The following is a 15131-nucleotide window of genomic DNA, read 5'->3' as shown; positions in this document are numbered from 1 at the left end:
CTGATGAGCCTGTGTGTCGTCCCCGCCGGGCTTGCCGCAGGCGTGACGGGATTTGAAAACGTCAGCCGTGCTTGACCACCAGGGTCTTCATCGCGGCGAACTCGTAGAGCGCCTCAAAGCCCTTCTCGCGGCCGTGGCCGGACTTCTTCATGCCGCCGAACGGCAGCTCGATGCCGCCGCCGGCGCCATAGCCGTTGACGAACATCTGGCCGACACGAACTTTTCGCGCCACGCGCAGCGCGCGCGAGCCGTCCTTCGACCAGACGCCGGCGACGAGGCCATAGTCGGTGCCGTTGGCAAGACGAATGGCATCGGCCTCGTCGTCGAACGGCATCGCCGCGAGCACCGGGCCGAACACTTCGAGCTGGCCGAGCTCCGACTTCGGATCGACATGGGAATAGAGTGCCGGCGGCACATAGAAGCCCTCGGCCGGCGCGCCATCGGCGATGGCGCCGCGCGCCACCACGGTCGCGCCAGCGGCTTCGGCGCGCGCCAGCATCGCCGCGATGCGCGTCTTCTGGCCGGCGCTGACCACCGGGCCGAGGTCGAGGTCCATCTCCGGCGTGCCGGCCCTCAGCTTCTCGAACCGAACTTTCAGGTCGGCGAGCACGCGATCCCAGATCGAGCGCTCGACCAGCACGCGCGAGCCCGCTGAGCAGGTCTGGCCGGCGTTCTGGATGATCGCGACGGTGACGGACGCCAGCGCCGCGTCGAGGTCGGCATCCGCGAACACGATCTGCGGCGACTTGCCGCCGAGCTCGAGCGTGCAGCCGATGTGGTTCCTCGCCGCCGCGGTCTGCACCAGGGTCCCGACCTCGGGGCTGCCTGTGAACGAGATAAAGTCGATGCCGCGATGCGCCGACAGCGCCGCGCCCGCCACCTCGCCGAGGCCCGGCACGACATTGAGCGCGCCCTCGGGGAAGCCGGCTTCGACGGCGAGCTCGGCGACGCGCAGCACCACGAGACAGGCCTCTTCCGCCGGCTTCACCACCGAGGCGTTGCCCATGGCGAGCGATGCGCCGACGGTGCGGCCGAAGATCTGTCCCGGATAGTTCCAGGGAATGATGTGGCCGACGACACCGAGCGGCTCGTACAGCGTTGAAACCAGGTAGCCGTCGAGGAAGGGAATGGTGTCGCCATGCACCTTGTCGGCGGCGGCGCCGTAATATTCGAAGTAGCGCGCCAGCGCCACCGCATCGGCGCGGGCCTGCTTCATCGGCTTGCCGGTGTCGGTGGCCTCCAGCAGCGTCAGCTCGTCGGCATGATCCTCGATCAGGCGGGCGAGACGCAGCAGCAGCCGGCCGCGCTCGATGGCGGTGAGACGGCCCCAGGCCCCCTCCTCCAGCGCATGGCGCGCCGCAGCCACCGCGCGGTCGATATCGGCGGCATCACCGGCGGCGAGCGTGGTGATCACCTGGCCGGTGGCCGGCGCCAGCAGCGGCACGGTCTTGCCGGCCTGCGACGGCTGCCATTTGTTGTTGATGAAGACGCCCTTGGCGGGCGGCAGCGTGAGGGGCCTGTTCATGGGATCGTCCTGATGCCGTTGGTGTTGGGCTCGCCGCGGCAGACGCAGTGGCAGAACGCGAACGGCCGTCGTCCGCAGGTTCCGCGCGCGCGGCGAAGCCGAAGACACGAGACTGCGATTTTCGGCGCTCGACTGGCGGCTGTCAAACCGCGTCCCGCCGCAATGCACGCCTCATATGCGCCTGATGCAGAAGCAGATTCTCCGCCGCACCGCAACCGACCCGCAACGTGGGTCGATCGCCGCGCAGGCACCCGGCCCGCCCTGAAACGTTGCCGCGGCGGCGCGCGTCATCCCGACGGCGGCAGAGCATCGCGGCGCCCCTGCACGAACGGCAGCACCCGCCCGCAGCGCGTGCACTGATAGCTCAGCCCATGTGCGTCCGGCAGCGTTGTCACCATCATGCGCGCCTTGCAGGCGGGGCAGGCGCGGCGATCGGTCTCCTGGCTCAGGATCGAGATCCACGCCCGCACGCTCAGCACGAACAGCGCGCCCACCACGAGGGCGATCGCAACCAGAAGCCACATGGCCCGCCATCTCCACATGGCGCAGGCTTAGCGCGCGCGCCATGGTTAAGGGTGGTAGGTGCGTGGCACCTGTATTGACGATGAATCTTTACGCTGGCACGGCGCGTTCACAACTGCCGGCAGAGCGCGGCAAAATCGTCGCTCGTGCCTTCGCGCAACGCGCCATGCGCGACTGGGCCCACCGCGCCGGGATGCGCATTCAGCCGACCGTCGGCCGCGAACTCGCGCGCCAGCGTGCCGTCGTCGTCGAGCAGCAGGTCGGGATTGGTCCAGCGTCCGCGCAACAACAGCCGCGGCCGCCAGGTCTCGTAGCTCCCCTGGATCCACCACCCGACAGGCCGATTGGCGAGAGAGAACGACAGCGCATGGCCGTTCATGTCGGCGCCGACGGTTTCGCCTGTGCCACCCTGCAGGTTGAGCGCAAAGCTCTCACCCGCCGGCGTGCACAGCTCGGCAACGCCCCGCACATAGGTGCCGCCGAAGCCGGTGCCACGCGGACTGGGATAGAGCCGCACGCGTAAGCCGAAGCGGCCATGCCCGGGCGCCTCCACGACGCCGATGCCCTGCCACGTCGGCAGCCAGTGAAAGCGGCCGCCGAGAAAGAACGCCCAGGGCGCGAACGTCGCGGTGATGGCGGAGGAGATCACGAAGCCGGCACCGATGACAGCAATAAGCCGCGGCCAAAATCGCCATCGCCGGGTCACCGCCTGCATTCTCTGCCCCCTGTCCGTGCCGCAAAATCACGGCGCCCCGATCTTTGGGGTCCATCCCCGTGTATCGGTTCGATGGCCCCGCCTCCAATACCTTCAGACACCACTCGGCCTCGCTCGTCCGATCACTTTCAACAAGCCGTTATCGATTTATCGGACGAGTTACCCTACAGAGCTGAGCATTGGTCCGATATTTTCAGGGGAATGCTTATGATTTCGTCGTCACGCATTTGGATCGCGCTCGTCCTTGCCTGCGGCCTCGCAGCGCCAGCCGTCGCGCAAACGCAAGTTGGCGACGCTGTCATCGCCATGCAGGCTGGACCATGCAAGGTCGTTCTCAACGAGGCCGACATCGGCTGCCCGAAAGGAGCCGTCTACAGCCGCCTCGGCAATGGCCGCCACCTCGTCAACTTCGTGGCCAAAGACATCGCCACCGTCGGCTTCGCCGGGCAGAAGCTCGAGACCACGGGACAGGACGCAAGCGTGCTGTGGCTCGACGGCGCCTATATCAACCAGCAGCGTGTGGAGGCAGACGGCCAGTGCGCGTTCGCGCGCAAGGCAGGGGGCAATGTCGAGTTGAGCTGCCGCGCGATCCTGCGCGACGGACGCAAGCTCTCGGCCACGCTCAGGGCTCGCGAGCAGACCGAGACCTTCATGGGCGTCGCCCTTGCCGACAGCCGAGCCGAAAGCTGCGAGCGGATCGTCACGGTTTATGGCGTGATCGGCCGGGCGCAGCTTCAGTGCAACTTCCGCCATGACACCAGCAACTGGGTCGAGGACGTCCGCAAATGCATGCCGCTCCTGGGCGAGGATCGCGTGAAGGAGTTGATGCGCCAGGGCATGGAGCTGTTCGACAGCCGGGAAAAGCAGACCGGGCGCGACGCTCAATGCGAAATGGTGAAGCAACTGCCGGGTGGCGTGGCGCGATAGGACCATCGCGCCCGACAGAGGTTTCGGGCAGCGCCGACACGCCAGTGCCATCGGCCGTCAGTCATCGCCGAGGCCGGCAGAGCGCCGCCCGATCTCGTCCATCACCGCGTCCAACGGGTCGCGCGGCGGCATCGCGGGTGAGCACGACGGATCCCCGACCTCGCGCTTCGGCAGCGCCGCGGCGAGGCGATGGCGGCGGCGGGCGATCTTCAGCTCGGCGCGCGTGATCGCGCCGGGATCATGCACCACGCTGCCGGCGGGCCCCGGCCGCCAGTCGTCGCGGCTGTCGTCGGCGATCTCCAGGATGTCGTCGAACAGGCGCTGGTAGCCGAGCGCGCGGGCGGCGTCATAGCGCGCAGCGAAGCAATGATGATCGGCCCACGCCCAGCGCAGCACGGTGGTGTGGCGCGGCATGCCCTTGGCCCGGCAGATGTCGCGCAGCGGCCGGCCGGCGGCGAGTTCGGCGCAGATTTGCGCCGCGATCCGCTCGCTGTAACGGCTCACCGGCCCCTTGCGTTTGCTGACACGGCGGTAACGCGCCGCAAAGCCGTCGCGGTCCTGCGCCACCCAATCGCGTACCGTACGCGCCCCCGGCATGCCCGGCGCCGCGCAGATCGTGCGCAGCGACTGTCCGGCGCGCAGCAGACGGCAGACGTGCAGCGCCAGCGGACGGCTGTAGACGGGGCTCTGGCGCACGACGCTCCTCACCGGCCGTCCGATACCGCGTTCCGACGTCAGCACATGCATTCGCCAGATCCCTCACAGCAGGCCAATTCTCGCAAGACTGATCGACAAGCCGTCACGACGCAATCACGTCAAGCGGGGAGTTCGTGGATAAGCGCCAGGCCCGCTTCGCGCGAAGGCCGCCTTGATGCAGCGCAAGGCGGGCGTGGCGCGCCTGGGCCAGTGTCGCACATTGCACGTTCGTGGTGTTTCCGGCGGGTTCGGCGCGAACCTGCGAAGGGGAACAACACGCGCCCGGAGACAATTGCTGTGGTGTTCGACGTCGACCAGCCTGTTCTCGTCGCCGGCCTGCTGCTCGGCCTCGCGTCGAGCCTGCATTGCCTCGGCATGTGCGGCGGCATCGCCGCGAGCCTCAGCCTTGCGGCGCCCGGCGGGCCGTCGCTGCGCCGGCTTGTCGGGCCGACGCTGCTGATCAATGCCGGGCGGATCAGTGGCTATGTGCTGGCGGGAGCCCTGGTCGGCGCGCTCGGCACACAGATGTTCGGCGCGCTCGACCGCACCCTCGCCCATGTCGCGCTGCGCTGGGCTGCGGCGGTCTCGCTGGGGCTGATCGGACTGTCGCTGCTCGGCGCGCTGCCGCTGCCCGATCCATTGCTGCGGCTCGGCGCCGTGATCAGCCGCACGATCGGCCGCCTCTCGACGCGCCTGCCGGCCCACCGCGCCGGCCTGTTCGCCGCCGGCTGCGTGTGGGGCTTCTTTCCCTGCGCCATGGTCTATGCGGCGCTGTTCTACGCCATGCTGGCGGGCAGCGCGCTGCATGGCGCGCTGGTGATGCTCGGCTTCGGGCTTGGCACCTTGGTACCGGTGATGGGCGCCGGCCTCGGCCTGCCATGGCTGCGGGCGCGGGCGCGCACGCCGCGCCTGCAGACGGCGATGGGGCTTGCGGTCCTCACGCTCGGCATCGTCAGCATGCTGCCGCCCGAAACGCTGCCGGCATGGTGCCGCTTCGGCTGAAGCGCACGAGCCAGCACCTGACAGCCGCTCCGGACAGCCGTGGTCAGGCGCGCGCATGACGGTGGCGGGTGGCGATGGCTGGGCTGCGGTTCTCCCTGAGATCGTTGCGCGCGCCGCCGCGGCTCCGGCCGCGCGCCTCCTCGCACTGGATGGTGTGGCGCAAGGCGAGCAGCGAGCGCCGCAGATGGGTCTTGACCGTGCCGGTCGGCAGGCCGTGGCCGCGGGCGAGGCTCTCGCGGCTTTCCGCACGCAGATAGGCCTGCAGCATCAAACGGCGCTGCGCCGGATCCATCCGCCGGATCGCGGCATAGGCGATGGCGCGCCGGCGCGCGCGGTCGAGCTCGCCGGCCGGATCGACGTCCTCGGCCGCGACCTGCAGGCTGGCGCCGTCGTCATCGCCCGTCACCGGCTCGAGCTGCTGCTTGCGCAGCACGTCGATGGCGCAGTGGCGCACGATGGTCGACATCCAGGTGATCGGCGAGGCCCGCGCCGGATCGAACGCCGCGGCGCTGCGCCAGATGCGCACATAGGCTTCCTGCACGACATCCTCAGCTGCCGTGCGATCGCGCAGGATACGTGTCGCGACCGCCCAGAGCTTGCGGTTGGTGAGGCCATAGAGGCGAGCGAAAGCCGCGCGGTCGCCGGCGGCAACGGCAATGACGATATCGGCGAGGCCGTGGCTCGCAGGATCGGCACCGCTGGCAGGCATGGCATTCCCCCGGTCATGTTCCTCCCGGCGACGGCCGGAAGCCCCTCTGTCAGCGAATACAGGGGAGCGGACCGGATTGTTTCAGCGCCCGCCGATTTTTTGCCGCGGCGGGACAATGCCCGGGCGCGCGAAACCTTTTCGAGTTGATCCGTATTTTTAGCCCCCCTATACCGAAGAGTGACGGAACCTGTCGGGACGGGGCTGACGGTGATCGACGACGAACTCACAGCCATCCTGGAACAGGTCGCCACCGGCGACCGCGTCGCGTTCCGCGACCTCTATCATGTCGCCGCTCCGCGATTGTTCAGCATTTGCAAGCGCTTGATGCGCGATACCGAAGCCGCGCGGGACGCCCTGCAGGACGTCATGGTGCGGATCTGGGAGAAGTCGCCGCAGTTCGACCGCGGGCGCGGCGACGCGCTCGGCTGGATGCGGGCGGTGGCGCGCAGCGTGGTGCTGAACCGCCTGGCGGAGCGGCCGGCGGCGGCGCTGTCGCTGAGCGACGAGGATGTCGCCGCCATGGTCGGGCGGCTGTCCGCGCCCGGCGATCCGGCGCTCGGGCGCGACCTGCAGCGCTGCCTCGGCGGCCTGAAGGAGGAACATCGCCGCTGCGTCGTAATGGCCTATCATTACGGCCTGAGCTATGAAGAACTTTCGGCCGTGGCGGCCGTACCTCTGGGAACAGTGAAGACCTGGATCCATCGTGCGATCGGACAACTGCGGATATGCCTGAGCCAGTGAAGCCTGAAGCCACCCAGGCGGCGGAGTATGCGCTGGGCCTGCTGCGCGGCGACCAGCGCCAGGCGTTCGAACGGCAGCTCGCCGCCGACCCGGCGCTGCGCGCCGAGGTCGACAGCTGGCAGGCGCGCCTTGCCCCGCTGGACGACGCCGCGGACGAGGCTGTGCCGCCCGGCACATTCGAGCAGATTCTCGCCCGCATCGACGACGATGGCATGACCCTGCCCGGCACGCTGACCAAGCGCGCCGCCGCAGCCGAATGGCTGGCCTATGCCGACGGCATCACCTACCGCGTGCTCAATGTCGACGACCAGCTGCAGCGCCAGACCCTGCTGATCCGGATGCAGCCGGGCGCGATCTACCGCTCGCACCCCCACGACATCGATGAGGAATGCCTGGTGATCGAGGGCGACCTGCAGTTCGGCGACCTCGTGCTGCGGGCCGGCGACTTCCATCTCGCGCACGCCGGCACCGTGCACCAGACCGGGGTCAGCACGGCGGGCTGCCTGCTGCATGTCGTGGTCGGCATGGAGCTGTGAGGGCGGCGCGGCGCTCGCCCGCCTTCAGCTCGGCACCGACGCCATCGCCTCCACCGCCGGCCGCAGATGTCTCCGCGCCCAGTCGGCGATCCCCTGTGGCTGAAAATCGCCGAGCCCCGGCTGCGGCGCGAAGGCGCCGGCGAGGATGGCATCGGCCTCCGCCGGATGGGACGCGAAGAAGCGGAATTTGGACACGACGCGGCGCCCCGTGCCTAGGCCCATAGCCGCATCGACGTCACGTTCGAAGTCGTCGAGCGGCTGCGCCCGATACACCATCCGCCTGCCGAGCCCTTCGGAGATGCGCGCGGCCAGTTCGTCCCCTGTGACGCTCTCCGGCCCGGCGATGCGATGATCGCCGCCGAACGCGCCGCGCATGAGCAGCGTCACCGCCGCCGCGGCACAGTCCGCCGCACTGGTCCAGGCGATGCGCTGGCGGACGGCGATCGGCGGCGCGAACACGCCCGCGGTCGCGATCTCAGCCAGCGCGGAGGGCTTCAGAAGGTTGTCCAGATACATCGTCGGCCGCACCACCGCGAATGGCAGGCCCGCATGGCGCACCTCCCGCTCGACCGCCGCGCTGGCGACGAAACTCGGCTCCTCGCACGGCGCCGGCCGGCTGGCGCTGGCGAGCTTGAGAATGAGCGCGGACACACCGCCGGCCCTGGCGGCAGCGAGCGCATGCACGGCCTGCGCGCGCATCGCGTCGAGCGGCCCGATCGGCACCTGCAACACCAGCGCCCCGGCGCCGCGGCTTGCCGCCGCCAGCGATGCGGCATCGCCGAGGTCGCCGACGACAATCTCGGCACCGAGCGTGGCCAGCGGCTGCGCCTTGGCGCGGTCGCGCACCAGCGCGCGAACCTTGAGGCCGCGGGCCAGCGCCGCGCGCACGACGGCGCCGCCCTGGACGCCGTTGGCAAGGGTGACGAGAACAGGCCTCGACAGATCGGGGGACATTCGAACGGCTCCTTCGGTCGGGGTCCGCCGGAGCAGCGAGGTCGGTGTGGCCACCGGACAGACCCAGGAATGCGCACGCGGCGCGGGACTGTCGGGGGTTCGCGTGCCGCGCACGCGAACAGAGCTTCTCCCCGGAAGGAGGAAGGGCTTGGGCCTACCCAGACCAAGCCAGCCATTTTCGACGATGCGGTTTGAGCAGACCGGAGGAGCGCCGTCAACGCAGAAACGCGCAGCGCGTCAGAGTCACGTCGCGTCGGTGGTGAGCGAGACGTCCCTCCAGGCGTCGAAGTCGGCCTGCAGCGACTTGATCTTGTCCTCGACATACCGCACGGCGTCGCTGCCGAGCAGCAGATGCGCCGGCGGATGGTCCGACATCGCGACTTTGAGCATCGCCTGCGCGGCCTTGGCCGGATCGCCGACCTGCCGGCCGCTGAATTCGATGCGGCGCTTGCGGATCGGCTCGAAGATCGCGTCGTAATCCGCGATCGATCGTTCCGCCCGCACCATCGAACGTCCTGCCCAGTCCGTGCGGAAACCACCCGGCTCGATCGCGGTCACCTTGATGCCGAGATCCCTGACCTCCTTGCCGAGCGTCTCCGAAATCCCCTCCAGCGCGAACTTGCTGCCATGGTAGTAGCTGAGGCCCGGAAACGTGGCGATGCCGCCCATCGAGGTGATGTTGAGGATATGCCCGCTGCGCCGCCTGCGCATCGCGGGCAGCACCGCCTGGATCATCGCCACGGCGCCGAACACATTGACCTCGAACTGGCGCCGCAGGTCGTCGATCGACGATTCCTCGAGAATGCCTTCATGGCCGTAGCCGGCGTTGTTGACGAGCACGTCGATCGCGCCGACGCGGGCCTCGATCGCGGCCACCGCGGGCGCGATCCGCGCCGTGTCGGTGACATCGAGGATCACCGCATGCGCGTTCGACCCCAACGCTTCGAACGCCTCCCCGTCGCTCGCCTTGCGCACGGTTCCGGCGACGACATGGCCGTCACGCAGCGCCGCCTCCGCCAGCGCGCGGCCGAATCCGGACGACACGCCGGTGATGAGAAATGTCTTGGCCGATGTTGTTGTCATGGCAGGCTCCTTTCCTGATCGATTGCCGGCTCAAGATAGGGCGGTTGATTGATGCAACAATCAGGATAAAATTAAATGATCTGATGAAGGAAATTGCACAATGCTGGAGACCGGCCTGTTCGAGCTGAACGCCGTGGGGGCGATTTCGGCGCATCGCAGCTTTCGCGCCGCCGCGGCCGAGCTCGGCATTTCGCCGTCGGCGCTCAGCCACGCGATCGCGGGACTGGAGGCGCGGCTCGGCGTCCGTCTCATCAATCGCACCACCCGCAGTGTCGCCTTGTCGGAAGCCGGCGAGCGCTTCCTGGCGCGGGTCAGGCCGGCGCTGCAGGAAATCGCCGGCGCCATGGAGGACGTCAACGCGTTTCGGGATACCCCGACGGGAACGCTCCGGATCAATCTGAAAGAGCGCGCCGCGCACCAGATCCTGCGCCCGGTGGTCGCGGCCTATCTCAGGCGCTATCCCGACATGAATGTCGAACTGGTGATCGAGGGCCGCCCCATCGATATCGTCGCGGAGGGCTTCGATGCCGGCGTTCGCCTGGCGGAGGCCGTTCCGCAGGACATGGTCGCGGTGCCCTGCGGCCCGGATTCGCGTTTCATCGTGGTCGGCGCACCCGCCTATCTCGACCACGCGCCCGCGCTGCGATCCCCCGCGGACCTGCTCGCCCATGCCTGCATCCGCCGGCGGCTGCCCGGCGGCAAGCTCTATCGCTGGGAGTTCGAAAAACGTGGCGAGGAGATGTCGCTGGATGTGCCGGGCCGGCTGACGCTGGACAACGACCTGCTGATGGTCGACGCCGCGCTCGAGGGTGTCGGCCTCGCCTTCCTCAGCGACTTCTGGGTGGCCGGGCATCTGGCTTCCGGAGCGCTGAAGGCCGTGCTGGAAGACTGGACGCCGCCATTCCCGGGGCTGCGGCTTTATTATCCCCCTCACCGCCACATGACCGCGGGACTTCGTGCCTTCGTCGACCTGCTGCGCGAGAAACGAAAGTCGTTGCTGTCGGGAACACCGGTTCTCGCGCGCGCCAGAACGCCCGGCGCAACGGCGACAGACGGTTTGCCGCGCTCCGGCAAGGCCAACGCCAAGACCAAGACCAAGACCAACAAGCGCTGACGACAGACCGCCGACCGATCAGCCGCGGCTTGTCCCGGCCATTCACGCCGTGCTGCGCAACCGGTCCGCAACAACCGGGCTGCGCGACAGGCCTCCGTGCCGGCGACGACAACAAGCAGAGAGGGTGCACATCAAGCGCAGCCGCGAAGACGACGGCTACTTCCGGACCAGCGGGATCTGCAGGTTGGTCGGGCGGTTTTGCTCGGTGTCGAAGCCGCGGCCGTCGACATTGCGCGCGCCCCAGAACAACAGCTCGCCCCTGAGATAGACGAGGTCGTATTCCATGAAGTTCGTTCCCTCCTTGAGACCGAAGGGGACAAACGTCTTGCCGAAAATGCTCTGGGGCGCATTGACGGCCCATGGCGCGTAGCCAGCCGACGCGACCTTGTTGAGGACATCGGCGAACCCCTGCGCGAGAGGCGTGACCTCATAGGCTTCATCGGCGACGAAATCGACCTTCTGGGCGCCTGGAGCGACCGGATGGGGGCCCTGCCAGAACATGTGCCCGCCGATCCTGATGCGCGCGAGCGGCACGGCCCCGTAGGGATCGGCCGAGTTGACGATCTCGAGCTCGAAGCGATCCGACGGATGATACCTGAACGCGCGCGTGAGATAGAACGGCTTGAGCGAGCCGTCCGGGTTCTTGCTCGCGCTTGGCCGGATCTCCGGGGCAATGCTCACCCAGTCTCCCTGCATCGCCTGCTTGATTGCCGTTGCATCTGCTGCCATGCCACCTGACCTCGCTTGATTGCCGGGGGACTGCGCCGCGGCCCCGCCAAGCCCCGCGATAACCAGGAGAACCACGAATGCTGTTCTCATGCCGCTCCCCCCGCGCACGCTCCAGCGGCTGCCGCCGCGCCAGCCCGGGGGTACGGACCAGACGGGCCACGCCGCGATAGGCCCTGCCTGCAAGGCAGACCCCGTCGGCAGCATTTCTAGAGAGCGCTGGCTCGCCTGAAAAAGACTTTGTAAGCTGGCCCCATGCTTCCGGGATATGGGTGATTATGATGGAGCTACGGCATCTGCGCTATTTCATCGCCGTCGCCGATGCCGGCAGCCTCACCGTTGCCGCCGAGCAGAAGCTCCACACCTCGCAGCCATCGCTGAGCCGGCAGATCCGGGACCTCGAACAGGAAGTCGGCGTTCAGCTGATGACTCGCGGTGCCCATGGCGTCGAGCTGACATCGGCCGGCAAGGCGTTTCTCGACCATGCACGCATGGCATTGCTGCAGGCCGAGGCCGCCAAGGAAGCAGCCCTGCGCGCCGCGAGGCCGGCACGACCGACGTTTGCCCTCGGCTTCATCTCCGGCGCGGAAATCGGCCTGCTACCTGAAGTCGACCGCGTCCTGCGCGACGCGTTTCCCGGCATCGAGCTGCGCCTGTCGAGCGATTATTCCCCCGTGCTGGCCAGGGCGCTGATGAGACGCAGGCTCGATGCGGCGTTCATGCGGCAGGAAGACAACGCGGCAGACCTCGCCTATCGGCGCGTGCGGACGGACCCGTTGGTTTTCGTGTTTCCGAGCGACCATCGCCTGGCTTCACAGGCCACCGTCGCCGCGAACGAAGTCGTGAACGAAACCTTCTATCTTCCGTCGAGGTCCGCCCCCGCGGTGCGCCGCGTCGTACTGGACTATTTCAGCCGCGCCGGCATCGATCTCAAGCCGGACCATGAAGTGCACAACGTCGTCCATGCCATTTCCATGATCACATCGACACGCGCCGTCATGATGCTGCCGGCCTACACCGCGCGGTATCTGCCGGAATCGATCACCACCCGTCCGGTGCACGGGGACGTGCCCACCGTTGACCTGGTCATCGCCCATCACAAGGCGAACGCTTCTCCGGTGCTGAAACTGCTGCTCTCCCGCGCCGGCAGGCTGGCCGGGGCAGCGTCGTAGTGTCCCGGTTCTCACATTGGCATCACTTGTGGTTCCGGATCGGATGGCGACGCCGACGCCGAAGGATCCGGTGCCGGATGCAAATAGGAGAGCCCTGGTTGCGGCCGATCGCGGCTTCGCTGACGGCCGGCTGGCCAGCCTCAGTTGAGGTTGCGCTTGCCCGGCATCGCGTCCGGCCTGGGCTTATGCGTTTCCGCCAGCGCGCGGGCGTGGGCGAGGAACAGGCGGCCGATGTCGCCGGGCAGGAACACGGCGGCGCGGATGTCGGCCGCGTCGCTCGCATCGCCCCGCGTGGTGCCGAACCACAAGCGCACGCCCAGCGGGTTGGTCTGGATATGGAAGATGTTGGCCCACTGATCGACGGCGGCGGCCTGCGCGGGCAATGAGAAGGTGTTGGCCGGATCGTGCTTGTCCGCAGCAGCCTCATTCGCCGCTGCCCGTTGCCCGCGCTTCTTCTTCGCCGTCATGAAATTGCCCCTGAAGACTCATGTTCGCGGCGCCGACTGTCCCTGCCGCATGCTGACGCGCACGTGATTGGAGTGTGCGGACCTACATTGTCAGCCACGCGAGGCGTCCGCACCTGCTTAGTCTCGCGTTCATCTTGTCGCGCGAAAGTTTCATTAAAAAAAAGTTGAGAAAATACGATGCTTTTGATTCAATTCGTCATGATTGCGGCGCCTCCGCCGATCGGAGAGATCCGATGTGCGGCACAAGATCCGGCAGGGGGCGGGGATGCGTCTCGTCGTCATGCCAGGCGCCGCGAAGCGCTGATCCGGCCTCTCGACGACGCAGCAGGATGAGCAATGGAGATTGCGGGTTCGCGCCGGGACCCGGTGATCCAGCTTCAAGGACTCACGTGATGCTGCGAGGAAGCTGGATTGCCGGATCAAGTCCGGCAATCACCCGTTGGTGCGGCGAACTGCGAAAATGGACCGGACAGCCGTGGCCTTGTGCCGGGCAGCCATGTCTTGACAGCGTTTCAGCACGGAAGACGTTTCAACACGGAAGACATGGATGGCCGGGCGACACTCGTTACCAGCTGTAGCGAACGACGCCCCGGCCACCATATGAGCGCGAGACATTGGAGAACTCGCCCTCGAAGGTCGCGGCAGCCGACCAGCCGTTGCGCCACTTCATTTCAGCCGACGCGGTCGTCAGTGCGGCATCGGCGGCCTGCGCCGCGCCGTTGACGACGAAGCTCGYGCCCGGCAGCGCCTGGAAGGTCGCCGCAACCGAACGGTTGGGATTGTAGTCATGCGCCCAGGCGAAGCGGCTGCGCAGCGTCAGGATGCCGTCCTGCACGGCGAACGACTTGTCGGTGCGCAGGCCGAGCTCGCTGCGCGTGTCGGTGATGCTCCGCGACGCGTAGTWGAGCGCGAAGGTCGAGGTTCCGGCGACGGCCTGCTCGGCATAGGCCGGCAGGTCGAACGCCGTGACCTGCACCGCCGCATAGGGCGTGACGCCGAAGCCACCGATGCCGCCGATCGACGGCGCGACCAGGCGGTAGCCGCTCTCGATGCGGCCGCTCCAGGCATTGGCATCGAAGCTGGCGCGCAGCCGGTCGAGGCCCGCCGCCGTCACCGTRCGGTCGGTGGTGATGTTCTGCCAGCCATAGCCGACGGCCGCGGAGAGATAGGCGGCGCCGATGGTGTGGCGGAGATAGGCGCCGGCCTGGAACAGATCCGACCGCCCGCTGCCGCCATTGGCGATGCTGAAGTTGGTGCCGCCGCCGGCCAGGGCGAAGCCGACGATGGTGCCGGGGGCGAGGCGATAGTCGGCGCCGAGCGCTGTCCCGTAGATGCTGCTGGTCGCGGTGTTGGAGCCGGTCATGGCATTGCCGTCGGCGGTCTGCGAACCGCCGAAGCCCATCACCCAGGTGCTCCAGCGCGGATCGGCGATGCCGGCTGCCGGCGCCTTGGTGAACATCGCGAAGGCATCGCCCGCGCGCTTGCGCGCGGAGCGCTCGTCGGCATAGCCGAGCACGCCGGAGCCGGACGCGCCGTTGAAGCAGTCGTCGCCGCTCTGCACCTGGAAGCCACAGCCGCCCGCGGGCCCGCTGAGCATGCCCATGAACTGGCCCATGGCGCTGAAGGTCGTCTGCTGCGACGAGGCGCCGAGCTCGCCGGATGCCTGGGTCAGGCCACCTTGCGTCAACGCACCATAGACCAGCGGRATGCCGCCATTGGCGTTGAAGGAATTGATCAGCGCATTGGCCACCGCCTGCTGRTTGCGCGGCAGGCCGCTACCAAAGCCGGGCGCGGTCGGCGKCGGCGGCGGCGTGTAGTTCAGCGCCAGATCGAGATAGGCGTTGTTGGCATCGTAGCGCAGGCCGGTGTGGAAGTTCGCCGGCAGGTTGGTGTTGGCGACGTTCGCGGCGAACGTGCCGGAGACGCCGCGGGTGGTGGTCAGGATGGTGTAGGTCTTGCTGATGTAGCCGCCGTTCGCGAACACGGCGTTGACGGTGGCGCCGCCGAGCGTCGCCGCGCCGGTGACGTTGGCCAAGGACGCCGTCGCCGGATTGACCTGGACGAGATAGGTCGCGCCGGACTGGAGGGCGAGATCGCCGACGATGCCGGTCGAGCTGCCGGGCGTACCGCCCCCCGGCGCGAAGGTGGCGCCGCTGTTGATGGTGACGAAGGGCGGATCGATGATGCCGCGGCCCATCAGCGTGCCGCCGGAATTGACGGTCACCGACGCCGTCGACGCCGT

16 protein-coding genes are annotated in these 15131 nt (G+C 68.1%); 6 read left to right on the top strand and 10 right to left on the bottom strand.

The features are described from left to right. Positions 1-61: 61 nt before the first annotated feature. The 3 genes from AB4Z37_RS09630 to AB4Z37_RS09620 all read right to left on the bottom strand — a co-directional run bounded on the left by AB4Z37_RS09630 (position 62) and on the right by AB4Z37_RS09620 (position 2762). Entirely contained in the window at positions 62-1525 is a 1464-nt protein-coding gene (locus AB4Z37_RS09630; protein ID WP_441516500.1) for an aldehyde dehydrogenase family protein, read from the bottom strand. 287 nt (positions 1526-1812) lie between these two features. After that, entirely contained in the window at positions 1813-2049 is a 237-nt protein-coding gene (locus AB4Z37_RS09625) for a hypothetical protein (protein ID WP_441516499.1), read from the bottom strand. A 107-nt stretch (positions 2050-2156) separates the two neighbouring features. After that, on the bottom strand, positions 2157-2762 hold the full coding sequence (locus tag AB4Z37_RS09620; RefSeq protein ID WP_441516498.1) for a hypothetical protein: 606 nt from the start codon (positions 2760-2762) through the stop codon (positions 2157-2159). Positions 2763-2834: 72 nt separating this feature from the next. Here AB4Z37_RS09620 and AB4Z37_RS09615 point away from each other — a divergent pair, with 72 nt between their 5' ends. After that, positions 2835-3689: a hypothetical protein gene (locus AB4Z37_RS09615; RefSeq protein ID WP_441516497.1), complete on the top strand. Its 855-nt coding sequence runs from the start codon at positions 2835-2837 to the stop codon at positions 3687-3689. A gap of 57 nt (positions 3690-3746) precedes the next feature. Here AB4Z37_RS09615 and AB4Z37_RS09610 read toward each other — a convergent pair whose 3' ends face one another. After that, the gene (locus AB4Z37_RS09610) at positions 3747-4436 is read right to left on the bottom strand and encodes a hypothetical protein (RefSeq protein ID WP_441516496.1); all 690 of its coding nucleotides are present in this window, start codon (positions 4434-4436) and stop codon (positions 3747-3749) included. Positions 4437-4682: 246 nt separating this feature from the next. On the opposite strand from AB4Z37_RS09610, the gene AB4Z37_RS09605 reads away from it, so the two are divergent. Further along, the gene (locus AB4Z37_RS09605) at positions 4683-5387 is read left to right on the top strand and encodes a sulfite exporter TauE/SafE family protein (RefSeq protein ID WP_441516495.1); all 705 of its coding nucleotides are present in this window, start codon (positions 4683-4685) and stop codon (positions 5385-5387) included. A 43-nt stretch (positions 5388-5430) separates the two neighbouring features. Here the strand turns inward: AB4Z37_RS09605 and AB4Z37_RS09600 are convergent, their stop codons facing one another. After that, positions 5431-6096 carry a sigma-70 family RNA polymerase sigma factor gene (locus AB4Z37_RS09600; protein ID WP_441516494.1) on the bottom strand — a complete coding sequence of 222 codons (666 nt, stop codon included), beginning with the start codon at positions 6094-6096 and terminating at the stop codon, positions 5431-5433. A gap of 207 nt (positions 6097-6303) precedes the next feature. On the opposite strand from AB4Z37_RS09600, the gene AB4Z37_RS09595 reads away from it, so the two are divergent. Together AB4Z37_RS09595 and AB4Z37_RS09590 are read left to right on the top strand one after the other, a co-directional pair. Next, entirely contained in the window at positions 6304-6837 is a 534-nt protein-coding gene (locus AB4Z37_RS09595; RefSeq protein ID WP_441516493.1) for a sigma-70 family RNA polymerase sigma factor, read from the top strand. Continuing rightward, positions 6822-7373 (top strand): cupin domain-containing protein, encoded by a 552-nt coding sequence (locus AB4Z37_RS09590; protein WP_441516492.1) that lies wholly within the window; start codon positions 6822-6824, stop codon positions 7371-7373. The genes AB4Z37_RS09595 and AB4Z37_RS09590 overlap by 16 nt, the downstream gene beginning before the upstream one ends. 24 nt (positions 7374-7397) lie before the next feature. On the opposite strand, the gene AB4Z37_RS09585 is transcribed toward AB4Z37_RS09590, so the two are convergent. Next, positions 7398-8327, bottom strand: a complete 930-nt coding sequence (locus AB4Z37_RS09585; protein ID WP_441516491.1) for an NmrA family NAD(P)-binding protein — start codon at positions 8325-8327, stop codon at positions 7398-7400. A gap of 243 nt (positions 8328-8570) precedes the next feature. After that, entirely contained in the window at positions 8571-9410 is an 840-nt protein-coding gene (locus AB4Z37_RS09580; RefSeq protein WP_441516490.1) for an oxidoreductase, read from the bottom strand. A gap of 100 nt (positions 9411-9510) precedes the next feature. Here AB4Z37_RS09580 and AB4Z37_RS09575 point away from each other — a divergent pair, with 100 nt between their 5' ends. Continuing rightward, positions 9511-10524: a LysR family transcriptional regulator gene (locus tag AB4Z37_RS09575; RefSeq protein ID WP_441516489.1), complete on the top strand. Its 1014-nt coding sequence runs from the start codon at positions 9511-9513 to the stop codon at positions 10522-10524. Positions 10525-10680: 156 nt separating this feature from the next. Here the strand turns inward: AB4Z37_RS09575 and AB4Z37_RS09570 are convergent, their stop codons facing one another. After that, positions 10681-11253, bottom strand: a complete 573-nt coding sequence (locus AB4Z37_RS09570) for a hypothetical protein (protein WP_441516488.1) — start codon at positions 11251-11253, stop codon at positions 10681-10683. Positions 11254-11528: 275 nt separating this feature from the next. On the opposite strand from AB4Z37_RS09570, the gene AB4Z37_RS09565 reads away from it, so the two are divergent. Beyond that, complete coding sequence (locus tag AB4Z37_RS09565) at positions 11529-12422, top strand: LysR family transcriptional regulator (protein ID WP_441516487.1); 894 nt, start codon at positions 11529-11531, stop codon at positions 12420-12422. A 140-nt stretch (positions 12423-12562) separates the two neighbouring features. Here AB4Z37_RS09565 and AB4Z37_RS09560 read toward each other — a convergent pair whose 3' ends face one another. Together AB4Z37_RS09560 and AB4Z37_RS09555 are read right to left on the bottom strand one after the other, a co-directional pair. Then, a complete protein-coding gene (locus AB4Z37_RS09560) occupies positions 12563-12889 on the bottom strand; it encodes a hypothetical protein (protein ID WP_441516486.1) in 327 nt (108 codons plus the stop codon). A gap of 565 nt (positions 12890-13454) precedes the next feature. Beyond that, positions 13455-15131, bottom strand: a 1677-nt coding sequence (locus AB4Z37_RS09555) for an autotransporter outer membrane beta-barrel domain-containing protein (protein ID WP_441516485.1), incomplete at its 5' end; no start/stop codon positions are given.

It is taken from the genome of Bradyrhizobium sp. 2TAF24 (assembly GCF_052115025.1).
In the GTDB taxonomy this organism is placed as follows: Bacteria; Pseudomonadota; Alphaproteobacteria; order Rhizobiales; family Xanthobacteraceae; genus Bradyrhizobium_A.
Note: the sequence above shows the minus strand (reverse complement) of the source record. Positions and strands in the feature narration are given on the sequence as shown.